Source organism: Schumannella sp. GW821-FHT10F01 (genome assembly GCF_058809295.1).
In genome coordinates this window covers 514,484-526,523 of sequence record NZ_JBXASM010000001.1, presented here as the reverse complement: position 1 = coordinate 526,523, position 12,040 = coordinate 514,484, and the positions used below count along the sequence as shown (strand labels likewise).

The window sequence follows — 12,040 nt, the reverse complement described above, 5'->3', positions numbered from 1 at the left end:
GCTCATGCCTCCAAGGGGATGGACGACCGCGACGGCAGCAGCCGGGCGCGGAGGTCGGGGTCGAAGTCGGTGTCGAGGGGGAAGATCGGGCGTCCGGCGCGCGCGAACGGCAGCCGCGAGAAGTCCATGTCGGTGCCGCCCGGGGTCAGGGCCATGAACTCGGAGCCGGCGGCGGCCACCTGGCCGGGGAAGAGGTAGCCGTTCTTCACGACCACCGCGTCGTAGGCCGACGGGTCGAGCCACGCCTGGCCCGGAATGCGCCGCGGGAAGTAGGCGCTGTCGTCGGGCGTGGTGAACACGGCGCGTCGCCGCTGCACGGTCACGTCGATCGCCCCGCCGCCGGGCGTCTCGCGGCGCAGCAGCGCGGCGACCAGCCCGGTCGTCTCGGCGCCGTCGACGAGGACGAGCCCGTCGAGCAGCCGGACGACCCGCCACGGCCCCGGCGCCGGCGGCGCGAGCGGCGCGCTGATCCAGGCGCCGACGCCCTCGTCGAGCACGCCGCCCTCCCCCGCCGCGGCGGCGCGGTCGACGGAGTCCGGGTCGTACAGGCCGGCGACGAGCACCCGGGTCGTGCCGAGGTCGTCGCGGGCGAGCAGGGCGTGCAGCGCGACGGTCGCGTCGCCGTCCGCCCCGCCGGTCGAGTTGTCGCCGGCATCGCTGATGAACAGCGGACGCGCGGCCCCCGCGAGCAGGTGGTCGATCGCGGCGTCGATCGGGCCGTGCGCCTCCGCCGTGATGACGAAGCGCTCGCGCGCCGCCCAGTACGCCGAGGCGAGCTCCTCGGCGGTCGCCGTGATCGCGGCGGCGTCGTCGCCGGTGACGAGCACGGCGGCCGCGTTGCGCGGCTCGTCGGCCCAGGCGTAGCCGACCCAGAGGTTCGCGTCGAGCACGCCGTCCCGGGCGGCCACCGGCTCGAGCAGGCCGAAGATGGTGCGACCCGGCTCGACGAAGGTGCCGGTGCGCTCGCCCGGCAGCAGCACCGGCACGCGCACCCAGGCCCTCCGCGGGCGGCGTCCGGAGCGGATCGCCCCGATGAGGTGCGTCACGGTGCGCTCCACGGTCGCCGCGGCGTCGATGTGCGGCGAGTGGCGGTGGGCGGCCGCGAGGTCGACGAGCGACGCCAGCTCGCGCGACAGGTTGCCGTGCGGGTCCATCGACATGGCGAGCACGGCATCCTCGCCCGCGATCTCCCGGACGCGGCGGACGAAGCCCTCCTCCGCATCCTCACGGCCGTCGACGTGCATCGCGCCGTGCATGTCCAGGTAGACGCCGTCGTACGCGCCGCCCGCGAGTCCGGCCTCCAGACCCGCGAGGATCTCGGCGACCGACTCGTCGTAGAAGCCCGGATCGATCGGACCGCCGGACTGCCCGGCGGCCCGCATCACCGGCACCCACTCGACGCCGCGGAGCAGCTCGTCGCCGAGCCGCTCCGGGAACCGGTACTGCGCGAGGAGCTCCTCCCCGCGCAGCACCTGGAACCGGTCGGCACCCGTCCTGGCGAGCGAGAACATGCTCGACTCGGAGCTGATGCCGGCGATGGCGATCCTCATGCTGCGGCCTGCGCGTCCGTCCCGTGGGTCGTGCGGACTCAGGCCCGGCGCATCGCCAGCTCGGGCGCGAGCCAGTGCGGCGGGAGGTAGCCGGCCGTGTTCGAGAGCGGCAGCACCTCCTCGTGCAGGGTGATGCCGAACACGTCGGCGAGCTGCGCGCGGCGCTGCTGGATGCGGCCCCACGTCGCCGGGTACTTCGCCTGCAGCGCGGCGCGGAGGTCCGCGTCGGCCAGGGCGATCCCGTCCTCGATCTGCGACGTGTGGTACTGCGTGCCGGTGCCCGGGATGATGTCGATCTGGATCGCGTTGCCCGACTGGAACACGGTCTCCGAGTCGCGGCGCACGGGCGACGACGGCCACTCGTCGAGGTGGATGAAGTGACCCGGGTTGAGGAACACGCCGTAGAACGGCTCCCCGATCCGGCTCGCGGTGACCTCGTACAGCTCGCCCGCGGTGAGGCCGATCCGCATCGTCTCGTACCAGGCGGCCGCGGTCGCGAAGTACGGCGCGACGAGGCGCTCGACGTAGTCGGAGACGTCGCCGGGCAGCTGATCGGCCGAGGCGGTGAGGAAGCCGCTGCGGGCGGTGTTGCTGCCCCAGAGCCCGAGCCCGGTGCTGACCGGGTCGCCGACCTCGAGCACGCGCCCGCCGGGGCTGGCGACGCCCCACGAGGTGTGCAGCTGCCCGCCGAGCATCGTCGGGTGGTAGTTGAAGGGGAGCATGATCGGCGCCATCAGCGCCGAGGCCTCCAGCTCGGTCATGCCGGGGCGGATGCCGCGGATGACGCGGAGCACCGCCTCCGACGTGTGCGACGCGGCGAACTCGAAGTACGCGATCTGGTCGACGTCGTTGATGATGCGCAGCCCGTCCTGGTCGGCCACGAAGATGTCCGAGGCGCCGACGAGCTCGGCGCCGAGCGCGGCGAGCTCCTGCACGATGAAGTGCGGCACCTCGATCCAGTTCTCGGTGCCGGTGCCGCGGAACGACTTCCAGCCGACGACCCCGATGCGCTTCGCGCGGTCGAGGCCGGCGTCGCGCAGCTGCGAGGCGAGGGTGATGTCGTCCGGGTCCGGCTGGCCGGTGAGGCTGAACTTCGACTGCCGGATGATCTCCACCGGGTACGGCGTGATGCCCGCGTATGCGACGCTCTCGTTGCCGACGAGCATGCGGGGCGTCCGCCCCGGCACGAACACCATCAGCGATTCCTCGTAGCGCGGGTCGAACCCGGTGAGGAAGGCCGTGTTGGCGAAGTGCTCGCGGTCGCCGTACACCACGGCGGCGTCGAGGCCGCGCCGCTCCATCGCCGCATACAGGGCGTCGACGCGGGCGCGGTAGGTCTCGGCCGGGATCTGCGGGACGTCCCGGGGAAGCTCGATGGAGGGCAGCTCGATCTCGGCGAGTTCGACGCCCCAGCTGGTGACGGTGCTCATGATGCTTCTTTCTGGCGCGACGGCGCCGGTGCCTCGGGGCTGGAGCCCGGGACGACGGAGGTGGTGCGGAGGGGCCGCGCGCCGCGCACGCGGCCCCTCCTGAGTCGGCGAGCCGGTCCGCTAGGACTTGGCGCCGGGGGCCACCTGCCAGGCGATGTCCGGCGCCGCGAGGAGCGCTCCGAACTCGAGCCCGGTCAGGCCCGTGCGGGCGATGGTGGTGGTGGGCGTGTACGCCACGTTGCTGAACCAGGTCTCATCGACGATGGCCCGCTGCATGACCTGCTCGTAGAGGTCGTTCTGCTTGTCGGCGTCGGGCTCGGCGGCCGCGTCGTCGAGCAGACCGAGGATCTTCGAGTCCTGGCTGTCGAACGGGTTGTACTGGTTCGCACCGCCGTTGAAGAACGACTTCGCCTGCAGGTACTGCTGCTGGGCGCCGTAGTAGTAGACGCCGACGGCGTACTTCTTCGCGAGGGTGTCGTTGATCAGCTGCGTGGTGTCGCTGTACACGGTGAGGTTCGCCGTGACGCCGATGGCCTTCCAGTTCTCGACGATCGCCTGCGCCGGCACGTCGGCGCCGCCGATGTTCGTCGTCTGCATGTCGAAGCTGAAGCCATCCGGGTAGCCGGCCTCCGCGAGCAGCTTCTTGGCCTTCTTCACGTCGTACGCGTCGGAGTTCGACACGTCCTTGGAGAAGCCGGGGAAGCCCTCGATGGTGAGGTTGTTGCCGGACTTGCCGAACTTGTTCCAGACCGCCTGGGTGATGCTCTTGCGGTCGATGGCGTAGCTCAGGGCCTCGCGGACCTTCGCGTTGCCGATCGGCTTGGAGATCTCGCCGTCGCGGTCGAGGTAGCCGACGCCGTAGAGGCCGGCCTGCGAGTAGTGCACCTCGAGGCCCGACGACTCGGCCGTGATGGCGGAGGGCACGTCGGCGCGGAGCTGGATGTCCGCGTCGCCGTTCTGCACGGCCTGGAGGGCCGCCGCCGCGCTGCCCGCGACCTTGATGTGGATCTCGGCCCACTTGATCTTGGACTTGTCCCAGTAGTACTTGTTCGGCGTGTAGACGTAGGTGTCGTTCGCGACCGTCTTGGCCGTGTCGAGCACGTACTGGCCGGCGCCGTACGACGCGCTCTTCAGCGCGGTCGGGTCGGCGAGGCCCTTCGGGTTGATGACCGCGCCGAGGTGCGTGCGCTGGCTCAGCAGGTAGGGCAGCGTGCTGTTCGGCTTCGAGAGCGAGACGACGACGGTGGAGTCGTCGGTGGCCTCGGCGGTGGTGTCCTTGCCGAGCCAGGTGCCGCCGTTGACGCCGCTGGCGATCATGTACTCGATCGACTTCGCGACCGAGTCCGCCGTCATCTTGGTGCCGTCGGAGAACTTCACGCCCTTGCGCAGCGTGAGGGTGAACTCGGTGCTCTTGTCGTTGTACGACCACTTCGTGGCGAGGTCCGGCTGGTACTCGCCGTCCTTGTCGAGGCGGATGAGGGTGTCGTAGGGGATGCCGATGAACTGGTTGTTCGCCGGGTCGACGTTCTGCAGAGCCGGGTCGAGGCTGACCGGGGCGGACGGGACGGCGACGGTGAGCGTCTCGGTCGGGTCGCCGGCCGCGACGGTCTTGTCGTCCGTGGCGGCGCCGGCGCAGCCCGCGAGCGCGACCGTCGTGGCGGCGACCGCCGCGACGACGCCGAGCACACGGATGCGCACGGCCCGGCGAAGGGGGGTGCTGTGCATAATGGGGTTCTCCATCGTGAGAGGTGGTGTGAGCGGTGTGGTGCGCGGCGCTAGAGCGCCGTTGCCGGGACGGTCAGGTCGTCCGGCGCCGTCTCCCTTCCTGCGATGGGAGCGTCCTCGCGGTATTCGGCCGCGAGGGCGTCCCACGCTCGGCGTCGCTGACGCTGGGTGGCGGGGTCCGGGTACGGCTCGGCCGCGAGCAGACGCTTCGTGTAGAGCTCCCTCGGGTGCTCGTACACCTGCTCGGCGGTGCCGTATTCGACGACGCGTCCGCGGCTCATGACCGCGATGTCGTCGCTGAGGAGGCGCACGACGGTGAGGTCGTGCGCGATGAAGAGGTAGGCGACGCCGGTCTCCCGCTGCAGCGAGCGGAAGAGGTTGACGATCTGCGCCTGCACCGACAGGTCGAGCGCCGACACCGGCTCGTCGCAGACGACGAGGCGCGGGCTCGACATGAGCGCGCGGGCGATGGCGATGCGCTGGCGCTGTCCGCCGGAGAAGCTGCCGGGGAAGCGCGTCAGCGCCTGGGCGCCGAGGCCGACCTTGTCGAGCAGCTCGACGGCGCGGTCGCGGGCCTTCGCCCGCGACATGGTGCGGTTCGCCACCAGCGGCTCGGTGAGGATCTCGCCGACCTTCTTCGCCTCGTTGAGTGAGCTGCGCGGGTCCTGGAAGACGACCTGGAGGTCGGAGCTGATGCGCTGGCGGGCACGTCGTCCGATCTTGGTGATGTCCTCGCCGTCGAAGCAGATCCGGCCCTGCGTGGCGCGGGCGAGCCCGAGGATGGCGCGGCCGACGGTGGACTTGCCGGAGCCGGACTCGCCGACCACGCCGAGCGTGCGGCCGGCCTGGATCTCGTAGTCGATGCCGGTCACGGCGGTGAACGCCTTGCGGCCGCGGCCGTACGTGACCGCGAGGTCCTCGATCTTCAGCAGGGGCTCGGTCATGATGCTGCTCCGCTCGTGGCGAGTTCGCGCTCCTGCGACGGGGTGAGGAACGTGCCGGTGATGACCGGCAGGTCCTCACCGGGAGTCGCACCGTGGGGGTTCGACTCCAGCAGCGCGCGGGTGTACGGGTGGGCCGGACGGTGGAAGATCTCCTCCGCCTCGTTCTGCTCGACGATCTCGCCGCGGTACATCACCACGACCCGGTCGCAGACGTCGGCGATCACGCCCCAGTCGTGGGTGATGATCATCATCGACATGCCGGTCTCCTCGCGGAGCCGGAGCAGCAGGCCGAGGATGCCGGCCTGCACGGTGACGTCGAGCGCGGTGGTCGGCTCGTCGGCGACGAGCAGCTCGGGGCGGCCGGCCAGAGCGAAGGCGATGGAGACGCGCTGCGCCATGCCGCCGGAGAGCTCGTGCGGGTACTTCCCGGCCGCGCCGGCGGGGTCGGGCAGCTCGACCTGGGTGAGCAGCTCGAGCATCCGGGTGCGGGCGGCCGGTCCGGTCAGCCCGCCGTCGTTCACGCGGATCGCCTCCAGCAGCTGACGGCCGACCTTGAAGTTCGGGTCGAGCGCGACCATCGGCTCCTGGGCGACGTACGCGATCCGCTTGCCTCGGTAGGCCGCGAGGCGGTGGTCGTCGAGGGCGGAGAGGTCGACGCCGTCGAACAGCACCCGGCCGCCGGTCACGGCGACGCCCTCGCCGACGACGCCGAGGATGCCGAATGCGACCGTCGTCTTGCCGGAGCCGGACTCGCCGACCAGGCCGACGACCTCGCCGCGGCCGATCGAGAAGCCGACCTCCTTGACGATCGGCACGATGCCGCCCGGCGCGTGGTAGCCGACGTCGAGGCCCTCGACGGAGAGCAGCGTGCCCTCCGGCATCGTGCGCCGGATCGGGTCGCCGGTCGACTTGACGCCGGCGGTGAGCTTCGAGGCCGACCAGCCGGACGCGAGGCGGTCGCGGGCGAGGTCGCCGAGCACGCCGATCGAGAGCGCGGTGAGCGCGATGACGAGGCCGGTCGGGTAGAGCATGAACGGGTTCTGCGAGATGCGCAGCGCCGCCTCGTTGACCATGTTGCCCCAGCTGGGCTGCGGCGGCTGCACGCCGAAGCCGAGGTAGCTCAGCGTGCTCTCCACGACGATCGAGGTGGCGGCGAAGATGCCGAGCTGCACGATGATCAGGCCGCGGGCCCGGGGCAGCACGTGCTGGAAGATGATGTACGCCGGCGAGAGGCCGCTGACCTTCGCCGCATCGACGAACAGCTCGTTGCGCACCGACATCGCGGTGGAGCGGACCAGCAGGATCAGCGACGGCGCCGCGTGCACGCCGTAGACGGCCATCGCGATCACCGTGTTGTTGCGGTAGACCGACAGCACCACGAACAGCAGCACCAGGCCGGGCAGCGCGATCACGATGCTCGTCAGGGCGATGACGACCCGGTCGGTGAGCCCGCCCGCGTAGCCGGCCACGAGGCCGACGACGACGCCGAGCACGAGGTAGATCACGATCGCGGTGCCGACCCCGGCGAGGGTCGGCGCGCCGCCGTACATGAGGCGGGAGAGCACGTCGCGGCCGAGGGAGTCGGTGCCGAGCAGGTGCGCGGCGCTCGGACCCTGGAGCGAGTTGAGCAGGTTCTGCTCGGTCGGGCCGTACGGCGCGAGCCACTTCGCGAAGATCACGCCGACGAGCACGGCGAGCAGCCAGATCGCGGCGATCCCGCCGGTGATCCGGCGGCCGAGGCGGGCGCGACGGAAGCGCGCGGTCGTGGTCGTCGACGCCGTCACGGCCACGGAGGCGGACGCGGTCGGAGCGGTCGCGGTCATCGGGCTGCCACCTTCGGGTTGAGGAAGACGTAGAGCACGTCGGTGAGGAGGGTCACGACGACGATCACGAGCGTGTAGACGAGCACCGAGCCCTGCACGATCGACAGGTCGTGGGTCAGGGTGCCGCTCGCGACCGCGGAGCCGAGGCCCGGGATCGCGAAGATCTGCTCGAGTGCCGCGGTGGCCCCGAAGAGGTTGATGAAGTTCACGGAGACGGCGGCCGCGATCGTGACCGAGGCGTGCCGCATCCCGTGCCGGAAGACGAGCGAGCGGCGCGGGATGCCGTTCGCCTGCAGGAACCGCATGAAGTCGCGGCTCAGGGCGTCGGAGTAGGCGTTGCGCGCCTGCTTCGCCACGAGAGCCGTGCCGGCCAGGCCGAGCGAGCCGACCGGCAGGATCATGTGCCGCAGCCAGTCGCCGGGATCCTCCGTGAGCGGCGTGTAGCCGATCGAGGGCAGCAGATGCAGCTTGCCGGAGACGACCACGATGAGCAGCAGCGCCACCCAGAAGTTCGGGAGGGCCAGGCCGAGCATCGCGACGACGTCGAGCGCCCGGCTCAGCGGGCCGCCCTTGATGGCCGCGAGCACGCCGATCGAGATGCCGACCACCGCGGCGACCAGCGTCGCGAGGAGGCCGATGGAGAGCGTCGGCAGGAAGCGCTGGCCGATGATCTTCGTCACCGGCTCGCCGCTGTAGATCGACGTGCCGAGGTCGCCCTTGATGGCGCCGCCGATCCAGTTCGCGTACTGCACGAGGATCGGCTTGTCGAGGCCGAGCTGGGCGTCGAGCGCCGCGATCTTCTCCGGCGTCGCGTCCTGACCCAGGATCACGATGGCCGCGCTGCCCGGGATGAGCGAGGCGAGGAAGAACGTCAGGAACGTCATGATGAACAGCACGGGAATGGCGAATGCCACCCGGGACAGGATCAGTCGGACCAATGGGATGCCTATCTGGTCGGACAGCCCGGAACCGGAGTCCCGATGCTGTTGCGCTACGTTGCGTTCATTCAAGGTAGCGCGTGTTTCGTCCGAGTGCACCGTTTTGTTTCCGGAGCGTTAAGTCTGCGACCGCCCGAGAGCCCTGTAATTGCAGGGATCGAGCGTCCGTCGAAACCAACTGGTGTTAAGTTTCCTACGTTTGCAGGGTTACCGCGGGGGTAGGACGCGCAGAATCCGACACGAAAGTGTTGCGCAACGCTGTGGACACGATTGCGTCGTTATCGGACCGTGATCGAGGGTCGGCAGGTCGCGGGCTCGGAGGGAGCGGGTCGATCAGCGCTCGAGCAGCGAGAGCACGTGCTCGAGGTGCGCGGCCATGTCGAGCTCCGGATCGAGCATCCACTGCACCTGCAGCCCGTCGGCCAGCGCGATGAAGGCGGTGGCGAGCACCTCGGGATCGGCCCGCTCGTCGAGCTCGCCCGCCTCCTGCCGCCGGCGCAGGTCGTCGGCGATGCGGGCGCGCATCCGCGCGTAGCGCTCGGTGAAGAACTCGTGGGCCGGATGCGCCGGATCGCCCGCCTGCGTCACGAGCACGCTGTGCAGCTCGATCAGACCCGGGGTCGACAGGTTGCGGCGCAGCGCGCCCGCGAGCCCGCGGGCGGTGCCGGCCTCCGGGTTGTCCGCCCGGCCGAGCTCCTCGCGGCGGCGCAGCACCTCGGCGAGCAGGTTCTCGCGCGAGCCGAAGTGGTGCAGCAGCCCGGCCTGCGTCAGGCCGGTGCGCTCGGCCACCTCGCGGAGCGACGTGCCCCGGTAGCCCGAGGTCGAGAAGACCTCCAGGGCCGCCTGCACGATCTCCTCGCGACGGGCCTCGCCCTTCGCGACGACACCGGGGTTGGCCATACCGGGATGCTAGCCCGCGGCCGCAGACGGCCCCGCCGCGAGCTCCTCGGCCCGGCGGATCTGCCGCTCGCTGCGGTTCGAGAGCAGCAGGAACGTCATCGCCGATCCCGCGAGCACGACCATCGCGACGAGCTGGGGTGCGAGCGTGTGCGCGCCGAACAGCCCGACGACGGGCGACACGATCGAGCCGGTGCAGAACTGCACGAAGCCGATCGTCGCCGACGCGGATCCGGTCGAGCGCGTCACCTGGTTCAGCGCGAGCCCGATGAGGTTCGGCCCGTTGAGGCCGAGCGGGGCCATCGAGGCGGTGATGCACGCGGCGATCACGCCGGCGGGCAGCGAGAGCCCCCAGGCCGCCGCCGTCAGGGCCGTGCCGACCATCGAGAGCCCGAGCCCCCACATCACGAGCCGCTTCGAGCCGAACCGGCGCAGCCAGCGGTTCGTGACGAAGTTGACCGCGACCGCGCACGCGGCGTTGACCGTGAAGAGCAGCCCGTACTCCGCCGCCGAGAACCCGAGCACGTTCTGGTAGACGAACGGCGACGAGGCGACGTAGGCCATGAGCGTGCCGTACGACCCGGCCTGGATCACGACGTAGACCAGGAACGAGCGGTTGCGGAGGTGGCCGATCACGGCGGGCAGCCCGAGGAAGCGGTTCGGCCCGGTGTCGCGCAGCTCGAGCGGGTGGGTCTCGGGCACGGCGACCGCGATGACGATCAGGAGCAGCATCGCGTCGGCGGCGATGAACCAGAGCGGCCCGCGCCATCCGAACGCGGCGGTGAGCTGGCCTCCGACGAACGGCGCGAGCAGGTTCAGCGCGCCGCTCGCGACGGTCGTGACGGCGAGCACGGACGTGGTGTCGGCCCCCGCGGTCCGGTCGCGGATGATCGCCTTCGCGATCGCCATGCCCGCCGACGCGGCGAGCCCCTGCACGAGCCGGGCGAGGATGAGCACCCCCGCGGTCGGCGCGAGCGCGGCCGCGATCGCCGCCGCGGCGCACACCGCCGTGCCGACGAGCAGGGGCCCACGGCGGCCGACGCGGTCGGAGAGCGGGCCGAAGAACAGCTGCCCGGCGGCGACGCCGATGAGGAAGGCCGTCAGCGTCAGCTGCATCGTGCTGGCCGAGGTGCCGAGCTCGCGCGCGGCGCTCGGGAACCCCGGCAGGAACGAGTCGGTCGTGTACGGCGTGAGCGACGTGATCATGGTCAGCGACGCCAGCAGGGCGAAGTTGATCTGGACGAGCCGGCCGGGCTGGACGCGCTGCGCGGTCACGGCGCTCGCCTCGCTTCCCCTGAACTGAACAACGGTAGGTTTTAGATACTAAACGTCATTCAGTTTCATGTCCAGCCGGATGCGCTCCAGCCGGACGCAGTCCATCCGAATGCGGTCCGACCCGATGCAGTCCGACCCCGATGCAGTCCGACCCCGATGCAGTCCGTCCGGGAGGCTGGTGCGGATGCGTCCCCTGAGGCTCGCGCGCCGCATCCGCCACGGATGCCCGGACGGAATGCATCCGAGGGGCGGCGCCGAAGCTCAGGTCGCGGGGGCCGAGGCGACCGCCGTCGCGGCCGGCGCCGGGGCACCCGGGACGGCGGGCGGACGACGACGGCTCAGCAGGATGGCGATCACGGTCGCGACCACCTGCACGCCCGCGACGACGAGCCAGTCGGTCGGCGCGTGCGAGTTCGCGTACGCGAGCCCGAACAGCAGGGGCCCGCCCCCGCTGCCGAGGTACGAGCCGGTCTGCACGATGCCGGTCGCGCTCGGGGTGGCCGGTCCGGCGACGCGGGTGACGACGAAGTGGGTGAGGCCGGTCCAGCCCCAGCCGGGTCCGAGGGCGAGCAGCACGCCGATCGCGTAGGCGACGGGCGAGCCGACCGACATGAGCACCGTGCCGATCGCCCCGACGCCGAGCAGCACGGTGGCGAGCGGGAGGGCGATGCGTCCGCCGGTGCGGTCGGCGAGGCGTCCGGCGCCGATGCGGAAGCAGGCGCCGAGGAGGCTGCCCGCGCTGAGCAGGATGCCCGCCCAGCCGTCGTCGATGCCGCGGTCGATGCCGGCGGTGACGGCGTACGACGAGGACGCGCCGGCCGCGCCCGCGCCGAGCGTCGTGACGGAGGCGACGAACAGCAGGTACCGGGCGAGGGAGCCGGTGATCGGCACATGCGGCTTGCGGTCGCGCTTAGCGACCCGGTGCGGACCGAAGCGGAGGAAGGCGACGAGCAGCGCAACGCAGAGCAGGGCCGCGACCCCGAAGCCCCACCGCCAGCCGAGCCAGAGCGCGATGGCCGGCACGCTGAGTCCGGCGAGCAGCGCCGCGAAGGGCACCGCGCCCTGCTTGATGCCGAGCGCGGTCGCCATCCGCCCCGGGTTCACGCGCACGGCCATGAGGTGGTTCGAGGCCGGATGCCCGAGGCCGTTGCCGGCGCCGCCGACGGCGCCCCAGACCAGCAGCCACCCCCACGCGGGCACGAGCAGCGCGCTGCCGGCGACGCTGATCACGGCGATCGAGATCGAGAGGATCGTCGCGGTGCGGCTGCCGATCCGGCCGATCACGCGGCCGGAGGCCATCGACACGAGCGCGGCGGCCGCCCAGTAGGCGGCGACGGCGGCGCCGAGCGCCCAGGCGGGCGCGGCGACCTCCCCGCGCAGCTGCACGAACAGCGCGCCGAGGAGGAAGACCGGGATGCTGCCCGCGATCGTCGTGCCGACGGCGAGGGCGACCGTCAT

At 71.5% G+C, this 12,040-nt stretch carries 9 protein-coding genes; all 9 read right to left on the bottom strand.

All coding sequences use genetic code 11. The features are described from left to right. Nucleotides 1-2 precede the first annotated feature (2 nt). Nucleotides 3-1,550, bottom strand: a complete 1,548-nt coding sequence (locus AC1RSJ_RS02605) for a M81 family metallopeptidase (RefSeq protein WP_493116765.1) — start codon at nucleotides 1,548-1,550, stop codon at nucleotides 3-5. A 38-nt stretch (nucleotides 1,551-1,588) separates the two neighbouring features. Beyond that, nucleotides 1,589-2,980 carry a M24 family metallopeptidase gene (locus AC1RSJ_RS02600; protein ID WP_493116764.1) on the bottom strand — a complete coding sequence of 464 codons (1,392 nt, stop codon included), beginning with the start codon at nucleotides 2,978-2,980 and terminating at the stop codon, nucleotides 1,589-1,591. 120 nt (nucleotides 2,981-3,100) lie between these two features. After that, nucleotides 3,101-4,705, bottom strand: a complete 1,605-nt coding sequence (locus AC1RSJ_RS02595) for an ABC transporter substrate-binding protein (protein ID WP_493116763.1) — start codon at nucleotides 4,703-4,705, stop codon at nucleotides 3,101-3,103. A gap of 50 nt (nucleotides 4,706-4,755) precedes the next feature. Beyond that, nucleotides 4,756-5,649, bottom strand: a complete 894-nt coding sequence (locus tag AC1RSJ_RS02590; protein WP_493116762.1) for an ATP-binding cassette domain-containing protein — start codon at nucleotides 5,647-5,649, stop codon at nucleotides 4,756-4,758. Then, on the bottom strand, nucleotides 5,646-7,472 hold the full coding sequence (locus tag AC1RSJ_RS02585) for a dipeptide/oligopeptide/nickel ABC transporter permease/ATP-binding protein (RefSeq protein ID WP_493116761.1): 1,827 nt from the start codon (nucleotides 7,470-7,472) through the stop codon (nucleotides 5,646-5,648). The genes AC1RSJ_RS02590 and AC1RSJ_RS02585 overlap by 4 nt, the downstream gene beginning before the upstream one ends. After that, a complete protein-coding gene (locus AC1RSJ_RS02580; RefSeq protein WP_493116760.1) occupies nucleotides 7,469-8,509 on the bottom strand; it encodes an ABC transporter permease in 1,041 nt (346 codons plus the stop codon). Before AC1RSJ_RS02580 ends, AC1RSJ_RS02585 begins: the two co-directional genes overlap by 4 nt. Nucleotides 8,510-8,743: 234 nt before the next feature. Further along, nucleotides 8,744-9,310, bottom strand: coding sequence for a TetR/AcrR family transcriptional regulator (locus AC1RSJ_RS02575; protein WP_493116759.1), 567 nt, complete (start codon nucleotides 9,308-9,310; stop codon nucleotides 8,744-8,746). Nucleotides 9,311-9,319: 9 nt separating this feature from the next. Continuing rightward, nucleotides 9,320-10,582, bottom strand: a complete 1,263-nt coding sequence (locus tag AC1RSJ_RS02570; RefSeq protein ID WP_493116758.1) for a multidrug effflux MFS transporter — start codon at nucleotides 10,580-10,582, stop codon at nucleotides 9,320-9,322. Nucleotides 10,583-10,843: 261 nt separating this feature from the next. Continuing rightward, on the bottom strand, nucleotides 10,844-12,040 hold the full coding sequence (locus AC1RSJ_RS02565; protein WP_493116757.1) for an MFS transporter: 1,197 nt from the start codon (nucleotides 12,038-12,040) through the stop codon (nucleotides 10,844-10,846).